Here is a 16,674-nt window from a genome sequence, read left to right as displayed (position 1 = left end):
AGGATCCTTCAATGGATAACTCCAACACCGTGCCTCTGGGATCGACGGCCGTCAAAGCGCAGGAGCGCACCACCTCCAGCCGCATCAAGTCGATCTTCAGCGGATCGGTCGGCAACATGGTCGAATGGTACGACTGGTACGTCTACGCCGCCTTCTCGCTGTACTTCGCCAAAGCCTTCTTCCCCAAAGGCGACACCACTGCCCAACTGCTCAACACCGCCGCGATCTTCGCCGTAGGCTTCCTGATGCGCCCGATCGGTGGCTGGCTGATGGGCCTGTACGCCGACAAAGTGGGGCGTAAAAAAGCCTTGATGGCCTCGGTGTACCTGATGTGCTTCGGCTCGCTGCTGATTGCCCTGAGCCCCGGCTATGAAATCATTGGTATCGGTGCGCCGATCCTGCTGGTGTTTGCCCGCCTGCTGCAGGGCCTGTCGGTCGGCGGCGAATACGGTACCTCTGCCACTTACCTGAGTGAGATGGCCACCAAGGAACGCCGCGGTTTCTACTCCAGCTTCCAATACGTGACCCTGATCTCCGGCCAGCTCATCGCGCTGGCGGTGCTGATTGTGCTGCAACAGGTGCTCACCACCGAGCAGTTGTATGCCTGGGGCTGGCGTATCCCGTTCGCCATCGGTGCATTGTGTGCAGTGGTCGCGCTGTACCTGCGTCGCGGCATGGAAGAAACCGAGTCGTTCACCAAGAAAGAAAAAGCCAAGGAAAGCGCAATGCGCACCTTGATGCGCCATCCCAAGGAGCTGATGACCGTGGTCGGCCTGACCATGGGCGGCACCCTGGCGTTCTACACCTACACCACCTACATGCAGAAATACCTGGTGAACACGGTCGGCATGAGCATCTCCGACTCCACCACCATCTCGGCGGCGACGCTGTTCCTGTTCATGTGCCTGCAACCGATCATCGGCGGACTGTCGGATAAAATCGGCCGCCGCCCGATCCTGATCGCCTTCGGCGTGCTTGGCACCCTGTTCACCGTGCCGATCCTCACTACCCTGCACACCATCCAGAGCTGGTGGGGCGCGTTCTTCCTGATCATGGCGGCGCTGATCATCGTCAGCGGCTACACCTCGATCAACGCCGTGGTGAAGGCCGAGCTGTTCCCGACCGAAATCCGCGCACTGGGCGTGGGCCTGCCGTATGCCCTGACCGTGTCGATCTTCGGCGGTACCGCTGAATACATCGCGCTGTGGTTCAAGAGCATCGGTATGGAAACTGGCTACTACTGGTACGTGACCGCGTGTATCGCCGTATCGTTGATGGTCTACGTGACCATGAAGGACACGCGTAAACACTCCCGCATCACCACCGACTAAAAAATGAGGGAGCGGGCTTGCTGTGGCGAGCAAGCTTGCTTGCGCTGGGGTGCGAAGCGCCCCCAAAAAGCTGGCTCCAGCTACGCTGTCGAACGGGAGCAAGCTCCCTCGCCACAGCAAGCCCGCTCCCTCATTTAGCCTTAGGACAACTCTGCGGCCTCATTGCGCCCATAGCGCCGCTGCGCATACGACGCGCCTGCAATCATCACCACCAGCACCGCAGCCAATACCGCGGATGAACCGATGGTGCCGAAATCCAAGCCGCCTTTTTCATGGGGTTTGGTCAGGAAATCCCCCAAGGTCGCGCCAAACGGCCGTGTCAGTACAAACGCCACCCAGAACAACAATACCGACGAGATGCGGGTGAAGTACTTGAGTACCACCACCGCGGCGATGGTCGAGCCGATCAACAATGCGCCACCGGCGAAGCCCAGCCCCGAATCGTCCGCGAGGAAATCGCCCAATGCGGTGCCCAAGGTGTTGGAGAACAGGATCGCCATCCAGTAAAACAGTTCCCCTCGGAAGGTCTGCACCTTGTTCACGTTCAGCGAGTCACCACTGAGGTGCCACAATGCAAAGATGATCATCAGGATCACGATCAGGATCATCGACCCGGTGGCGTAGCCCAGCCCCAGCGTGCGGTCCATGAAGTCGGACATCGTGGTACCCGCCGTGCTGGTAGACAAAATCACGATCCAGTACAGCACCGGGTTGTAGGTTTTCGACCAGAGTTGCGTCACCAGGGTCACCAGGAACACGCTGATGAGGATCATGGAGCTGATGGCGTAGCCAACGTTCAAGGTCATCGACAGCAAGTCCCCGGCAGTTTCGCCCAAGGTAGTTGCGCAGATTTTCATGACCCAGAACGCCAGGGTGATCTGAGGAAGTTTGTTCATGCAGTGGATAGCTCCAAGGCTCAGTCTTATAGGGGGTATTGACCTTGGGCGCAGACTGAAGGGGAAACTGTGAAAAATAGGTGGCAGATGTATGAAAAATCCATGGGCACGATGGAAATTCACCGCCATGAATTGCACTATGATCGCCTCCCAAACCGCGTAGCAGGAACCCCGGCCATGCCTGACGACATCCACTATTACGAACCCGCCAACGGCCACGGCCTGCCCCATGACCCGTTCAATGCGATCGTCGGCCCACGCCCGATTGGCTGGATCTCCTCGCACGATCGCGAAGGCCGCCTGAACCTGGCGCCCTACAGCTTCTTCAATGCGTTCAACTACATTCCACCGATCATTGGGTTTTCCAGTGTCGGGCGTAAAGACAGCCTGAACAATATCGAACAGACTGGAGAATTCGTCTGGAACCTGGCCACCCGCCCGCTGGCCGAGCAGATGAACCAAAGCTGCGCGGCCGTATCGCCCGAGGTGAATGAATTCGAACTCTCCGGGCTGACGCCGGTGGCTTCGAAAATCGTTGGCGTACCACGGGTGGGCGAGAGCCCGGTGTCGTTCGAGTGCAAGGTGACGCAGATCATCCAACTGCAACGTGCCGACCAACAGTTGGTGCCAAGCTGGCTGGTGCTGGGCGAGGTGGTTGCGGTGCACATCGCCAAATGGTTGCTCAAGGATGGGATCTACGACACTGCTGCCGCCGAGCCGATTTTGCGCGGGGGTGGCCCGGCCGACTATTTCCAGCTGGGGCCTGAGGCCCTGTTCAAAATGCACAGACCAGGCGCCACCAAACCCTGACTGATGCAATCAAAACTGTGGGAGCTGGCTTGCCTGCTCCCACATTGGTTAGGTGTGCTGCCTCAGCGTTCAGCAGTCGCCCAGGTCAGTTGGCCTTCTGCATCCACATCGACCAGATGCTCGAGTTGCAACGTCGCCGCATCATCGGCATCGGACGCAGTCTTGAACGTCTGCCCATCAAGGATCTTGTGAAACCTGGGTGCGCCCATGCCATCCAGTGCCTTGACGGCGACGGCGGCGCTGTAGCCACCTTCGCCCGGTACTACGGCGGAAACGGCTTCGTGGTGGGCAAATTGTTTACGTGCCATGTTGCAGGTCCTGGCCAATGGAAAGTCGGCCATTCTAACCGTTAACCGGCCAGTTGCAGGTACTCGCCGTAGGCCTGTGCCGCCGATGCGTCGGTGAAGGTCTGGAAGTCCATGCTGCGCACGACCATGTCGTTCAGAAGCTCGGTGAAGATCATCAGGGCCGGAGAGTTGAAGTAGGCGCTCATGGCCTGCTCGCTGCTCCAGAACCCGGACACCAGCCAGACATCGGGATCGACCTGGGAGTGCTGCAACGAGAATTGCAGGCAACCCTGGGCCTGGCGACCTGGTTCGATCAAACTGCTCAAGCGTGCACCGAGTTCGGTGCTGCACCCGCTACGGGCGCGGATAAAGGCCATATGGCTCGCGGGAATGGGGGTGGACATGTTCGACTCTCCCGTTGAGAAGTGATGCTCGGCAAGCACAATGAGGGCGTGTTGCCACAGGATCAAAGATAACGGCGCGGGGGTGGGCGCGGTTAGTCAATTCCTGCAGGCTTATTGCACAATCCTGCGAGAAGCGTAGGGAGGACGTTCGGCCCCAGGATTTATTCCAGGCCCAGGCCTCATGTTTCAGGCTGATGACAGGCTGCGCACTTGCCTGATTCACGCTATCTCGCAGGATCAGGCAAGGATGCTGCAGAATCGACGTAACACTTTTTGAAAAGCCGCCGCTAAGCTGAGCCCATCAAAGCAGCGTGTAGAGGACGCCCCATGCCGTCGCCCGAATCCAAGTCCATTCCCCTCGATGCCGAGATGGAGAAACAACGCGCCGAGCTGGCCAGTATCGTGCACCGCCATACCTGGGAGGACGGCTCCTACGGCACGGCGATCACCTCGCTGTACCTGAACCGCCACAACGCGCCCCGGGATTTCATGCCGGTGCTGGTGGAACCCGCGCTGTGCATCCTCGCCAGTGGCAGTAAGGAAGTACGCCTGGCCGACGAGATCTTTGCCTACGACCCGCTCAACTACTTGGTGTTCTCGGTGGCGATGCCGGTAGCCGGCCGCATTATCGACGCCACCGCCGAGGACCCGAACCTCTCGGTGCGTATCAATATCGACCCGGCGCAGCTCACAGCGCTGATCGCAGAGGCCGGGCCGATGGGCGTGCCCTCGCGCCCGACCTCACGAGGCATGTACGTCGACCGCATCGATCACGCACTGCTCGACGCGGTGCTGCGCCTGACCCGCTTGCTGGACACGCCTAAAGACATCGCGATGCTCGCGCCCTTGATCAACCGTGAAATTCTCTACCGCTTGCTGCGTGGCCCGCAGGGTTATCGCCTGTATGAAATCGCTGTGGCTAACAGCCAGAGCCATCGGGTGAGCCAGGCGATCACCTGGTTGAACGGTAACTACGAACAGCCGCTGCGTATTGACGACCTGGCCAAAGAAGTGAACCTGAGCGTCTCGACCCTGCACCATCGCTTCAAAGCGATCACGGCCATGAGCCCGCTGCAATACCAGAAGCAACTGCGCTTGCAGGAAGCCCGGCGGCTGATGATTGCCGAAGGGCTGGAGGCCTCGGCGGCGGGCTATCGGGTGGGGTATGAAAGCCCGTCCCAGTTCAGCCGGGAGTACAGCCGGTTGTTTGGTGCGCCGCCGCTGCGCGACCTGGCCCGGTTGCGCCAAAGCATCTGATGTACGCAGAGCAACATGTGGGAGCTGGCTTGCCAGCTCCCACATTTGATCTCAGGTGTTTGTTAGTCCAAGGTTCTTGGTAGTTGCAGGGTAACGCGCAGGCCGCCTTCACGCAGGTTCTGCAAACTCACTTCGCCCCCATGGCTGTGGGCAATATTGCGCGCAATCCCCAACCCCAATCCGTAACCCTGCTGCTGGCCGGCCAGGCGGAAGTGCGGTTCAAACACCTGCTCCAGTCGCTGCTGCGGCACGCCGGGCCCCTCGTCATCCACATGCAGGATGAACTGCACGCCATCGTCCTCGATATGCAAATGCGCGTTCTGCCCGTACTTGAGCGCGTTGTCGATCAGGTTGCCGATGCAACGCTTGAGCGCCAGCGGCTTGCCTGGGTAGGCTGACAGGGCCGCGCCATCAAGGGTCACTCGGCCATTGCCATGGGGTGCCAGGTACGGCTCCACCAGGCATTCGAGGACGTGGTTGAGATCCACCGGCTGGATGTTTTCGTGGATGTCGGTGTCTTTCACGCATTGCAGCGCGCCCTTGACCAGCAATTCCAGCTCATCCAGGTCACGGCCGAATTTGTTTTGCAGGTTCTCGTCTTCCAGCAATTCCACACGCAGGCGCAGGCGGGTGATGGGCGTGCGCAGGTCATGGGAAATCGCGCTGAACAACTGGCTGCGCTCGGTCAGGTAACGGCTGATGCGCTCACGCATGGCATTGAATGCACGGCCCACTTCCACCACTTCACTGCCGCCGCCTTCAGCCACCGGTTCCACATCGGCGCCCAGGGACATGTCCCGCGCCGCTCGCGCCAGGCGCTTGAGCGGTCGGCTTTGCCAGTGCACCAGCAGGCCGATGAACAGCAGCAGAAAACCGCTGGTGAGCACGATGAACCACACCTGCTGGGACGGCAGGCCTTGCTCTTCCAGGCTGGTGTAGGGCTCGGGCAATAGCGAGGCGATGTACAGCCATTCACCGGGTGCCAGTTGGATCTGGGTGACCAGCACCGGCGGGTTCACCGGTTCCAGGGTCAGCGCGTAATGGGCCCAGGAGCGCGGCAGTTCGTCGAGCTTCAGGCCGGCATTGAAGATGCGCAGGTCTTCGGCGCTGACGAACTCTACCGAGATATGCACGTCGGCACCCAGGGTCTGGCGCAGCACTTCGTCCACCGCCACCAGCACCGCTTGCTTGCGCGGGGTTTCGGGCAGTATTTGCATGTCCAGCGGGCGATCATTGAGGGTCACCACAAAACGCGTGCCGCCCATGCTGCGCAATTGGTCCAGCACTAACGGGCGATAGGCCACCGGCAGCGACCGGAAGTAACTCACGCTGGCGGTCATTGAATGCGCCAGGCTACGGGCGCTGGTCACCAAGCCCTCAAGCTGGGTGGCGCGCAGTTGCGACACCCAGATCACGCTGGACAACGCTTGGGCAAACAGCACCGCCAGCAAGGTCAGCAGTAACATGCGCCCCAGCAGCGAGCGGGGTACCGGGAAGCGGCGGCGACGTTCGTTCAGCGGTTCAGTGGGCATTGCCGGCAACCACGCTGGCTGCCAGTTGATAGCCGCTGCCACGCACGGTGCGGATCAGCCGCGGAGGTTTCTCGGTGTCGCGCAGGCGCTGGCGCAAGCGGCTGACGGCCATGTCGACGATACGGTCCAGGGGCATCAGGTCGCGGCCACGGGTGGCGTTGCCGATGGTGTCGCGGTCGAGGATCTGTTGCGGGTGGTCGAGAAACAACTTGAGCAAGGCGAAGTCGGCACCGGAGAGGATCACCTCTTCACCATCCACATGAAACAAGCGGTGGCTGATCATATCCAGGCGCCATTCATCGAACACCCACACATCACCGCCGCTGCTGCGCTCCTGGCCGAATTGGCAGCGGCGCAGCAGTGCCTTGATGCGCGCCTGCAACTCGCGGGGGCTGAATGGCTTGCCGATATAGTCATCGGCGCCCAGCTCCAGGCCGATCACGCGGTCGGCTTCGTCGGAACTGGCGGTGAGCATGATGATCGGCACCTGCGCCTGGCGCGGGTGCTGGCGGATCCAGCGGCACAGGCTGAAGCCGTCTTCGTCTGGCAACATGACATCGAGGATGACCAGGTCGCACGGCGCCTCGTTCATTGCCTGGCGGAACCCCGCACCGTCGGACACGCCACGGACCTGGAAGCCGGCGCGACTGAGGTAGGTTTGCAGCAATTCGCGGATTTCCTGGTCGTCGTCGACGAGGAGAATGGATTTACTGATTACGCTCACGGGGCCTCCTTGTTGTTATGGCCTGGCTCAAATCATCGGGTGCCCTTTAGGCCGTCATCGCAGGCAAGCCAGCTCCCACACTTGGAATGCATTCCAGACTGTGGGAGCTGGCTTGCCTGCGATGGCGCCATTATGACCTATGCAAAAGCTTGCTCAAGCGCCACACCAGCCCCAGTCAACCCGGAATACGGCGCTGTCACCAGCCACACCGGAATACCTTTGAAGTAGTCGCTCATGCAGCCTTTGTCGCGAAAACTCTGGGCAAAGCCACTGTTGATAAAGAAGTCGGCAAACCTCGGTATCACCCCACCCACGATGTACACGCCACCGCGTCCACCGGTGGTCAAGACGTTATTGCCCGCCACTCGGCCCAGCCAGATGCTGAACTGGTCCAATACTTCCATGGCCACCGGATCGCCGGCCAGGCCCGCCGCCGTGATGGCTTCGGGGGTGTCGAGCACCGGCTCGTGCCCATCCACCGCACAAATCGCCCGGTACAGCCGTGGCAGGCCGCCACCGCTCAACGCGGTTTCGGCGCTGACATGCCCGATCTCGCTGTAGATGTGTTGCCACAGCTGGGTTTCCCGTGGGCTGCTCAGGGGCAGGTCGACATGCCCACCCTCCCCCGGCAATGCTGCCCAACGGCCTGCGCCGAGGTCCAGCAAGGTGCCGACGCCGAGACCCGTACCCGGGCCGATCACCACGGCCGGGCGCAAGGGCTCCGGCGTGCCTTCGCAGACCACGCGGAATTCGTCGGGCTTGAGTCGGGTCATGCCCAGGGCCATGGCCGAGAAGTCGTTGACCAGCAACAGTTCATCCACCTGCAGGGCCTGGCAAAACGCGGTTTTGCTCAGGCGCCAGTGGTTGTTGGTGAACTTGAATTCATCGCCGCTCACCGGCCCGGCCACCGACAGGCACACCGCACCGATGTCCCCGATTTGCAGGCCTTCTTCTTTGAGATAGACCTTGATCGCCTCTTCAGGGCTGCCGTGATCCGCCGTGGCATGCACGCGGATCGAATGCAGTTCCTGATCCCGCCATAACGCAAAACGGGCGTTAGTCCCCCCGATGTCACCGACCAGCGCAAGCTTCACTTAAGCGTCTCCAAGGCAGAGGTAAAGGCGCTGGCGCCCTGCTCTGCGGAGCTTGCGGCCAAGCGCATGAATGCAAACAACTCGCGACCGGCCCCCACGTTATTGCCCAACAGGCCCGTGGCAGGCGTGCGCGCTGCAAATACTTCGGCGTCCACCTTAAGCTCCAGGGTGCCGGTAACGCCATCCACACGGATGATATCGCCATCCTGGACCCGCGCCAGCGGCCCGCCGCTCTGGGCTTCGGGGTTGACGTGGATCGCGGCTGGGATCTTACCCGACGCGCCGGACATTCGCCCATCTGTCACCAGCGCCACTTTGAAACCACGGTCCTGCAACACGCCCAGGAACGGGGTCATCTTGTGCAGTTCCGGCATGCCGTTGGAGCGCGGCCCCTGGAAGCGCATCACCGCGACAAAGTCTTTTTCCAACAGGCCGGCCTTGAAGGCATCGGCCAGGTCCTGCTGGTCCTGGAACACCACCGCGGGCGCTTCGACAACCTGATGCTCCGGCGCTACCGCCGAAACCTTCATCACGCCACGGCCAAGGTTGCCTTCCATCACGCGCAAGCCGCCTTCCGGCGAGAACGCACGGGCCACCGGGCGCAGGATGGTTTCGTCGAGGCTTTCGATCGGGCCGTCGCGCCAGACCAGTTCGCCATCCACCAGGAAAGGTTCCTGGATATAGCGGCTCAGGCCCTTGCCGGCCACGGTATTGACGTCTTCGTGGAGCAGGCCGGCTTCCAGCAGTTCGCGGATCAGGAACGACATACCGCCCGCCGCCTGGAAGTGGTTGATGTCAGCCTTGCCATTTGGATACACGTGGGACAGGGTCGGCACCACCTCGGAGAGGTCGGCCATGTCCTGCCAGGTCAGGATGATGCCTGCCGACATGGCAATGGCCGGCATGTGCAGGGTGTGGTTGGTGGAGCCGCCAGTGGCGTTGAGCGCAACGATGGAGTTGACGATGGACTTCTCGTCGACAATCTCGCCAATCGGCGTGAAGTTGCCATTGGCCTTGGTCAAACGCGTGACCTGGTGCGCAGCTTCGCGGGTCAACGCATCACGCAGCGGCGTGTACGGGTTGACGAACGAAGCGCCGGGCAAGTGCAGGCCCATGACTTCCATCAGCAACTGGTTGGTGTTGGCGGTGCCGTAGAAGGTGCAGGTACCAGGGCTGTGGTAGGACTTCATCTCCGATTCCAGCAGTTCTTCGCGGCTGGCCTTGCCTTCGGCATAGCGCTGGCGCACATCGGCCTTCTGCTTGTTGGAGATACCCGACGGCATCGGCCCGCCCGGCACGAAGATCATCGGCAGGTGGCCGTAGCGCAGTGCGCCCATCATCAGGCCAGGGACGATCTTGTCGCAGATGCCCAGCATCAGCGCGGCGTCGAACATGTTGTGGGACAGCGCTACCGCCGTGGACATGGCAATGACTTCACGGCTGAGCAGGCTCAGCTCCATGCCTGGCTCGCCCTGGGTCACGCCGTCGCACATGGCGGGGGTCCCGCCGGCGAACTGACCGACCGAGCCGACTTCGCGCAGAGCCTTTTTGATTTGTTCGGGGAAATGCTCGTAGGGCTGATGCGCCGAGAGCATGTCGTTATAAGAAGAAACAATTGCCACGTTGGCGGCATTCATCATGCGCAGGCTGTTTTTGTCTTCGGTGCCGCAACCGGCCACGCCGTGGGCGAAGTTGGCGCATTGCAGCTTGCCGCGCATCGGACCGTCGCTGGCTGCGCCGCGAATGAGCGCAAGGTAAGCCTCGCGGGTGGCGCGGCTGCGGGCGATAAGCCGTTCGGTGACCTCAAGAACGCGGGGATGCATGTATAGAACTCCAGGCTAACGGATGTGGCGACCTGAGTGTCTATGCTGATCAAACGCCCACGGCTCATGGGATGGCAGGGGGTCGTTTGGATCATCGGACCAGTTGATTCAGGTCACTCGTTGTAGATTGAACAAAATATTGCCACTAAAAAGGCTTGTTTTCTATTTTTATGCGAATAATCTTGTAATTCTTACAACAAATCGACGACAGGCACCTTCCAATGACTCTTCGTATCGCAATCAATGGTTTTGGCCGTATCGGCCGTAATGTCCTGCGCGCACTGTATACCCAAGGCTATCGCCAGGATCTGCAGATCGTCGCCATCAACGATTTGGGCGACAGCTCGATCAATGCTCACCTGCTCAAGTACGACACCGTACACGGCACTTTCGACGCAGAGGTTGCCCACGATCAGGAAAGCCTGACCGTCAATGGTGACCGGATTGCCGTGAGTGCCATTCGCAACCCCGCCGACCTGCCGTGGGCTGCGCACAAGATTGACGTGGTGTTCGAATGCACCGGTCTGTTCACCGACCGTGACAAGGCTGCCGCCCATATTAGCGCCGGCGCGCGCAAGGTGATCATTTCGGCCCCGGCCAAAGGCGCGGATGCCACTGTGGTTTATGGCGTAAACCATGACATCTTGCGTCAATCCCACCAGATCATTTCCAACGCATCGTGCACCACCAACTGCCTGGCGCCGGTGGCCCAGGTGCTGCACCGCGAGCTGGGTATCGAAAGCGGCCTGATGACCACCATTCACGCCTACACCAACGACCAGAACCTTACCGACGTGTACCACACCGACCCGTACCGCGCGCGCTCGGCCACCCAGAACATGATCCCGAGCAAGACCGGCGCCGCTGAAGCGGTGGGCCTGGTGCTGCCGGAACTAGCAGGCAAGCTGACCGGCATGGCGGTGCGTGTGCCCGTGATCAACGTGTCGCTGGTAGACCTCACCGTGCAGTTGAAGAAAGAAGCCACGGCCGATGAAGTCAACGCCCTGCTCAAACACGCCAGCCAGCATTCGAAGATCCTCGGCTACAACACCCTGCCGCTGGTTTCCACCGACTTCAACCATAACCCGCTGTCGTCGATCTTCGATGCCAATCACACCAAGGTCAGTGGCAAATTGCTCAAAGTATTGGCGTGGTATGACAACGAGTGGGGCTTCTCCAACCGTATGCTGGATAACTGCCTGGCGTTGTGCAACGCCGAATAAGCCCTAGGCTGGATTGCGTGCACTGACTCAGATCGTTCCCACGCTCTGCGTGGGAATGCCACCCTGGACGCTCCGCGTCCTGCTCTTAAAGTTGTGACGCGGAGCGTCACAGGATGTGTTCCCACGCAGAGCATGGGAACGAGCGGCACAATCTCCAAGGCATCTCAAAGTGCCACTTGCCATTTCAGTTGATGATAAGCATTATCATTAACTGCAAATCGGTCTGGTATCACTGTGAGCCAATCTCGCTTCAACCACGTCTTTCTCACCCAACGGGTGATCCTGCTACGAACTCTGCAACGCATGGTGCATAACCACAGCACTGCCGAGGACCTGTTGCAGGAAACCTACCTGCGCGTGACTCGGGCCCTCAGCGAGCGGCCAATCGACCACCTTGAACCCTTTGTCTACCAGACGGCGCGCAACCTGGCGCTGGATCACTTGCGTTCGCGCAGGATTCAGGCGCGTACCCTGCAGGAGGATGTCCCGCTGGATGTCCTGCAAAGCGTCGCCGCGCCGGCCAGCACGCCGGAGGAAGCTACCCAGGCCGAGCAGCTACTGGAGCACCTGAGTGTCAGCCTCGGCCAGTTGAGCGCCCGCCAGCAGCGGATTTTCATCCTCAGCCGTCTGCACGGTTGCAGCTATCAGGAAATTGCCGATCAGTTGGGTGTGTCCTTGAGCACGGTGCAAAAGGAACTCAAATTGATCATGGCTATCTGTGTGGGTGTGGCCGAACGGCTGGATCAGCCTTAAGCTTCACCCGACAGAGGTGTCGATCCAAGCTATAGGAAAAATGAATAGAACGTGGCGAAGACCCGAGGAACACCGTGACGGACCCGAATAAACTGCGCCCCCATGCGTTGGCTCATGAGGTGTTGCAAGACGCGGCCATGGACCAAGCCCTCGATTGGCTGATCGCCTTGCAGTGCCCGCAACCTGGACAGCAGGCCGCGTTCGACGCCTGGCTGGCCCAGGACCCGGCGCATGTCCACGCCTTCAGCAAGGCCCAGGCCGCCTGGGGTGACGCGCCGGTACATAGCGCTGCCGTGGCCCTCGCCGCACCGCGCAAGCCCAGCGGCTGGCGCCGGATCAGACCGCACTGGAAACCCCTGGCCACCGCCGCCGTGTTACTGGTCGGCCTGTTCAGTTTCAGCAACCTGCCGGTGCGTTTGCAGGCCGACCATCTGACGGTGGTCGGCGAGCGCCAGCGCCTGCAACTGGACGATGGCTCCAAGGTACTGTTGAACACCAACTCGGCATTTTCCAGCACCATCAACCACCACCAGCGCATTGCCCGCCTGTACCAGGGCGAAGCGTTCTTTGAAATAGCGCCCACCCGTGGCCTGCCCCTGGAAATAGACGCCGGCCCGGTGCGCGCCAGCGTGCGTGACACCGCCTTTGCCGTGCGCTACCTCAATGGCGAAGCCCAGGTTCAAGTGCAGCGCGGCGATGTCGACCTGAGCAACACTTTCGACGATGCCCGCGTGCGCCTGAGCGCCGGTGAAAGCATCCGCATCGGCCCCAAGGGTTTCGGCCAACCGGCCAAGCTCGATCCCAGCAAGGACCTGGCCTGGGTGCAGGGCCGGCTGGTATTCGAAAACTGCCCGCTGAGCGAAGTGCTGGCTGAGCTGCGCCGCTATTACCCCGGCTGGATCGTCAACAACAACGAGCAGTTGGCCAGCGTCGCCGTCACCGGCAACTACCGCCTCGACCAGCCCCTGGACGTGGTGCGCTCCCTGGCCCACATCACCTCGGCCAAGCTGTCGGAGTACCCGGCGCTGGTGATCCTGAACTAAATGAGAATTATTTTTACTCGATGTTAACCGGCGATACGTCTCGTTATAGCCAATGCAACTGATTCCTATTTGGTTCGGTTCGCAACTATAAGATTCGTATCCCGGAGCGCTCTCGATGTCCTCTCGTTTCAACCGCCGGTCTGCTTCGCCCGTTTTGTCCTTGCTGACCGCCGCGATCCTGCTGGCTGGTGCGCCCGTCATGAGCGCCACCGCCGCGGAACCTGCCGCTCGCAGCCACGCCAATTACACGTTCAGCATCGAACAGCAGCCATTGGTGTCGGCACTCAACGCTTTCACCGCAGTGACTGGCTGGCAAGTGGGCCTGCCGGCCGAACTGGGCCAGGGCGTATCGTCCCCTGGCGTGCGCGGCCCGCTGCCAGCGGAAAAAGCCCTGGACCGGCTGTTGGTGGGGACCAACCTGAGCTATCGCAAACTGGGCACCAACAACATCGTGCTGGAAAAACGTAGCGCCGGCAGCGCCCTCGCCCTGCAACAGGTGACCATCAGCGCCACCCGCAATGAACAGGATGTGAACAGCGTACCGAGCACCGTCAGCGTGCACGACCGCGCAGAACTGGACCGCCAGAACGTCAACAACATCCGTGAACTGGTGCGCTACGAACCCGGCGTCTCCGTCGGCGGAGCCGGTACACGCTCGGGTAACGCTGGCTACAACATTCGCGGTATCGACGGCGATCGCATCCTCACCCAGGTGGATGGCGTCGAAGTGCCGGACAATTTCTTCAACGGCCCTTACGCCAAGACCCGCCGCAATTACGTCGACCCGGAAATCGTCAAGCGCGTGGAGATCCTGCGCGGCCCGGCCTCGGCCCTGTACGGCAGCAGCGCCATCGGCGGCGCGGTGAGTTATTTCACCCTCGACCCGGATGACATCATCAAGCCAGGCCAGGACGTCGGTGCGCGCCTGAAGACCGGCTACAGCTCCGCCGACGAGAGCTGGCTGACCTCCGGCACCTTCGCCGGGCGTGTGCAAGACTTCGACGGTTTGCTGCACCTGAGCCAGCGCAATGGCCACGAAACCGAATCCTACGATGGCAACAACGCCACTGGCCTGGCCCGTACCGGCGCCAACCCGGAAGATGCGCGCACCACCAACGTGCTGGCCAAGCTGGGCTGGAACTATGGCGATGACAACCGCCTGGGCCTGACCTACGAGAAGTTCAAGGATGACCGCGACGTCAATCTGAAAAACGCAGTGGGCGGCCCGTTCATCGGTGGCCGGGGCATGAACCTGTACCGCGACCGTCGCGGTAACGACACCATTACCCGCGAACGCTTCGGCCTGGAAAACACCTTCGCCCTGGAGTCGCCGATTGCCGACCGCATCAAGACCAGCCTCAACTACCAGATCGCCAAGACCGACCAGACCACCGCCGAAATCTACCAGGCCGGCCGTCGCGTCCTGCGTACACGCGACACCCTTTACGAAGAGAAACAGTGGGTCTTCGACGCGCAACTGGACAAGGCCTTCAGCCTCGGCGAAACCGACCACCAAGTGACCTACGGCACCACCCTCAAGCAGCTGAAAGTCACCGGTTCACGCGAAGGCTCAGCCTCGTGCCTGGCCATTGGTGCCGGCTGCACCGCCATCGGCGCGCCAAGCCCGCAAGCGAGCGACAGCGTGAAGAAGGCCAGCGACTTCCCCGACCCAACCATCAACACCTACTCGCTGTTCGCCCAGGACCAGATCACCTGGGACAAATGGACCTTCCTGCCCGCCGTGCGTTATGACTACACCCGGCTCAAGCCCAAGCTGACCCAGGAATTCCTCAACACCGTCAACCCGACCGGCGCCTATACCGTCGATGGCAAAGACAAGACCTGGAACCGCGTAACACCCAAGTTCGGCCTCACCTATGCCCTGACCGACAACTACACCTGGTTCGGTCAATACGCCGAGGGCTTCCGCACGCCATCCGCCAAGGCCCTGTACGGTCGCTTCGAAAACCTCAACCTGGGCTACACCGTCGAACCCAACCCCGACCTCAAGCCAGAAACCAGCAAAGGCATCGAAACCGGGATTCGCGGCAAATTCGACGAAGGCTCCTTCGATATTGCGGTGTACTACAACAAGTACCGTGACTTTATCGACGAAGACAACGCCGTGGTCGGCGGCACCGTGGAGCAATTCAAGGCGGTCAACATCAAGCGCGCCACCGTCAAGGGCGTGGAAGCCAAGGGCCGCCTGAACCTGGATACCTTCGGCGCGCCGAAGGGCCTGTATACCCAAGGCTCGGTTGCCTACACCTACGGTCGCAACGACGACAATGGCGAGCCGTTGAACAGCGTCAACCCGCTCAAGGGCGTGTTTGGCCTGGGCTACGACCAGGACAACTACGGTGGCCTGGTGAGCTGGACCTTGGTGAAAAAACAGGACCGCGTCGACAGCACGACCTTCCACGCGCCCGACGGCGGCACCGACGGCCCGTTCAAGACCCCGGGCTTCGGCATCCTCGACCTGACCGCATACTACAAAGTGAGCAAAGACGTGACCGTCAACGGTGGCCTCTACAACCTCACCGACAAGAAGTACTGGAACTGGGATGACGTGCGCAGCTACGACAGCGTCGGCGAAGCCGGTGTGACCGGCCCGGCCAACCTCGACCGCCTGACCCAGCCCGGTCGCAACTTTGCGATCAACGTGATCTGGGACATCTGACCCTTCCGCCTCACCTCGCCGCCATTGCATCCGCGGCGAGGTGAGGATTTTTTACTGTGCCGCGTCTTCTTGTTCGTCTAGTTGATAACAGCTCTCTTCAGGGCACCCAGGCGCTTCTCTTCTCAAGGACTTTTTTCATGACCGCTTCTTCCACCGCAGAACGTCCAAGCCTGCGCTCCCAACGCCTGAACCAGATCACCAACGAGCCGCACACCAAGCTCGACGCATTGGTGAAGGCTCACGCGCCGTTCGAAACCCAAGCCAACTTCGCCCGCTTCGTAGTGGCCCAGTACCTGTTCCAATCGGAACTGGTGGCCTTGTACAACGATGCCGAACTGAACCAGATCATCCCTGACCTGGCCGCCCGCTGCCGCGCCGAAGCCGCCAAGCTCGACCTGGCAGACCTGGACACCGAAATCCCCGCCCCGGTTGCCGGCGCGGTGAACAACCCCAGCAAAGCCGAAGCTTTGGGCTGGCTGTTCGTCTCCGAAGGCTCCAAGCTGGGCGCTGCGTTCCTGATCAAGCGCGCCGTGGGCCTGGGCCTGAGCGAAACCTTCGGTGCCCGCCACCTGGGCGAGCCGGCCGGTGGTCGCGCCGAGGGCTGGAAAAGCTTCACCCGCACCCTCGACGGCCTGGCATTCAGTGCCGAAGAAGAAGCTGCCGTGGAAAAAGGCGCGATTGATGCGTTTGTGCGCTTCACCGTGTTGCTGGAACAGGCGTACGCTAGCGCCCCAGAACTGGCGTAAGTGTTCTGGTAGACAGCGGTTCAATGTGGGAGCTGGCTTGCCTGCGATGGCGGTGGGTCAGCGCCAGATGT

At 61.1% G+C, this 16,674-nt stretch carries 15 protein-coding genes; 8 read left to right on the top strand and 7 right to left on the bottom strand.

The genetic code is table 11. The features are described from left to right. Positions 1-11: 11 nt before the first annotated feature. Positions 12-1,331, top strand: a complete 1,320-nt coding sequence (locus HU730_RS18005) for an MFS transporter (RefSeq protein ID WP_034128609.1) — start codon at positions 12-14, stop codon at positions 1,329-1,331. A 140-nt stretch (positions 1,332-1,471) separates the two neighbouring features. Here the strand turns inward: HU730_RS18005 and HU730_RS18000 are convergent, their stop codons facing one another. After that, positions 1,472-2,227 (bottom strand): hypothetical protein, encoded by a 756-nt coding sequence (locus HU730_RS18000; RefSeq protein ID WP_019817341.1) that lies wholly within the window; start codon positions 2,225-2,227, stop codon positions 1,472-1,474. A 177-nt stretch (positions 2,228-2,404) separates the two neighbouring features. Here HU730_RS18000 and HU730_RS17995 point away from each other — a divergent pair, with 177 nt between their 5' ends. Further along, positions 2,405-3,037, top strand: coding sequence for a flavin reductase family protein (locus tag HU730_RS17995; RefSeq protein ID WP_054897657.1), 633 nt, complete (start codon positions 2,405-2,407; stop codon positions 3,035-3,037). A 62-nt stretch (positions 3,038-3,099) separates the two neighbouring features. Here HU730_RS17995 and HU730_RS17990 read toward each other — a convergent pair whose 3' ends face one another. Both HU730_RS17990 and HU730_RS17985 read right to left on the bottom strand, forming a co-directional pair. Further along, positions 3,100-3,345 (bottom strand): hypothetical protein, encoded by a 246-nt coding sequence (locus HU730_RS17990; RefSeq protein ID WP_019817340.1) that lies wholly within the window; start codon positions 3,343-3,345, stop codon positions 3,100-3,102. Between the two features lie 41 nt (positions 3,346-3,386). After that, complete coding sequence (locus HU730_RS17985; protein WP_003193915.1) at positions 3,387-3,728, bottom strand: antibiotic biosynthesis monooxygenase family protein; 342 nt, start codon at positions 3,726-3,728, stop codon at positions 3,387-3,389. A gap of 327 nt (positions 3,729-4,055) precedes the next feature. Between HU730_RS17985 and HU730_RS17980 the strand changes: the two genes are divergently transcribed. Continuing rightward, positions 4,056-4,985 (top strand): AraC family transcriptional regulator, encoded by a 930-nt coding sequence (locus HU730_RS17980; RefSeq protein WP_034128611.1) that lies wholly within the window; start codon positions 4,056-4,058, stop codon positions 4,983-4,985. Between the two features lie 62 nt (positions 4,986-5,047). Here HU730_RS17980 and HU730_RS17975 read toward each other — a convergent pair whose 3' ends face one another. From HU730_RS17975 to edd, 4 genes are all read right to left on the bottom strand, one after another. Next, the gene (locus tag HU730_RS17975) at positions 5,048-6,517 is read right to left on the bottom strand and encodes an ATP-binding protein (protein ID WP_034128612.1); all 1,470 of its coding nucleotides are present in this window, start codon (positions 6,515-6,517) and stop codon (positions 5,048-5,050) included. Continuing rightward, a complete protein-coding gene (locus HU730_RS17970; RefSeq protein WP_003193918.1) occupies positions 6,507-7,241 on the bottom strand; it encodes a response regulator transcription factor in 735 nt (244 codons plus the stop codon). Before HU730_RS17970 ends, HU730_RS17975 begins: the two co-directional genes overlap by 11 nt. Positions 7,242-7,378: 137 nt before the next feature. Then, positions 7,379-8,335: a glucokinase gene (locus HU730_RS17965; protein ID WP_034128613.1), complete on the bottom strand. Its 957-nt coding sequence runs from the start codon at positions 8,333-8,335 to the stop codon at positions 7,379-7,381. Beyond that, positions 8,332-10,158, bottom strand: a complete 1,827-nt coding sequence (gene edd, locus HU730_RS17960; protein ID WP_014719752.1) for a phosphogluconate dehydratase — start codon at positions 10,156-10,158, stop codon at positions 8,332-8,334. The genes HU730_RS17965 and edd overlap by 4 nt, the downstream gene beginning before the upstream one ends. A 221-nt stretch (positions 10,159-10,379) precedes the next feature. On the opposite strand from edd, the gene gap reads away from it, so the two are divergent. The 5 genes from gap (at position 10,380) to HU730_RS17935 (ending at position 16,603) form a co-directional block, all read left to right on the top strand. Then, complete coding sequence (gap, locus tag HU730_RS17955; protein ID WP_054897659.1) at positions 10,380-11,381, top strand: type I glyceraldehyde-3-phosphate dehydrogenase; 1,002 nt, start codon at positions 10,380-10,382, stop codon at positions 11,379-11,381. A gap of 234 nt (positions 11,382-11,615) precedes the next feature. Further along, positions 11,616-12,134 (top strand): sigma-70 family RNA polymerase sigma factor, encoded by a 519-nt coding sequence (locus HU730_RS17950; protein WP_003193922.1) that lies wholly within the window; start codon positions 11,616-11,618, stop codon positions 12,132-12,134. A 74-nt stretch (positions 12,135-12,208) separates the two neighbouring features. Continuing rightward, a complete protein-coding gene (locus HU730_RS17945) occupies positions 12,209-13,177 on the top strand; it encodes a FecR domain-containing protein (RefSeq protein ID WP_057975089.1) in 969 nt (322 codons plus the stop codon). Positions 13,178-13,292: 115 nt separating this feature from the next. Beyond that, entirely contained in the window at positions 13,293-15,857 is a 2,565-nt protein-coding gene (locus HU730_RS17940; RefSeq protein WP_186527672.1) for a TonB-dependent receptor, read from the top strand. Between the two features lie 137 nt (positions 15,858-15,994). Beyond that, entirely contained in the window at positions 15,995-16,603 is a 609-nt protein-coding gene (locus tag HU730_RS17935; RefSeq protein ID WP_003193925.1) for a biliverdin-producing heme oxygenase, read from the top strand. Positions 16,604-16,674: the final 71 nt, after the last annotated feature.

The organism is Pseudomonas sp. SWRI22, from assembly GCF_014268395.2.
In the GTDB taxonomy this organism is placed as follows: Bacteria; Pseudomonadota; Gammaproteobacteria; order Pseudomonadales; family Pseudomonadaceae; genus Aquipseudomonas; species Aquipseudomonas paracarnis.
Note: the sequence above shows the minus strand (reverse complement) of the source record. Positions and strands in the feature narration are given on the sequence as shown.

Coding starts and splice junctions, on each gene's coding strand:
- HU730_RS17980 (WP_034128611.1), top strand. CDS start 4,056: ATGCCGTCGCCCGAATCCAAGTCCATTCCCCTCGATGCCGAGATGGAG.
- HU730_RS17935 (WP_003193925.1), top strand. CDS start 15,995: ATGACCGCTTCTTCCACCGCAGAACGTCCAAGCCTGCGCTCCCAACGC.
- HU730_RS17990 (WP_019817340.1), bottom strand. CDS start 3,345: ATGGCACGTAAACAATTTGCCCACCACGAAGCCGTTTCCGCCGTAGTA.
- HU730_RS17995 (WP_054897657.1), top strand. CDS start 2,405: ATGCCTGACGACATCCACTATTACGAACCCGCCAACGGCCACGGCCTG.
- HU730_RS18005 (WP_034128609.1), top strand. CDS start 12: ATGGATAACTCCAACACCGTGCCTCTGGGATCGACGGCCGTCAAAGCG.
- HU730_RS18000 (WP_019817341.1), bottom strand. CDS start 2,227: ATGAACAAACTTCCTCAGATCACCCTGGCGTTCTGGGTCATGAAAATC.
- HU730_RS17975 (WP_034128612.1), bottom strand. CDS start 6,517: ATGCCCACTGAACCGCTGAACGAACGTCGCCGCCGCTTCCCGGTACCC.
- edd (WP_014719752.1), bottom strand. CDS start 10,158: ATGCATCCCCGCGTTCTTGAGGTCACCGAACGGCTTATCGCCCGCAGC.
- gap (WP_054897659.1), top strand. CDS start 10,380: ATGACTCTTCGTATCGCAATCAATGGTTTTGGCCGTATCGGCCGTAAT.
- HU730_RS17940 (WP_186527672.1), top strand. CDS start 13,293: ATGTCCTCTCGTTTCAACCGCCGGTCTGCTTCGCCCGTTTTGTCCTTG.
- HU730_RS17985 (WP_003193915.1), bottom strand. CDS start 3,728: ATGTCCACCCCCATTCCCGCGAGCCATATGGCCTTTATCCGCGCCCGT.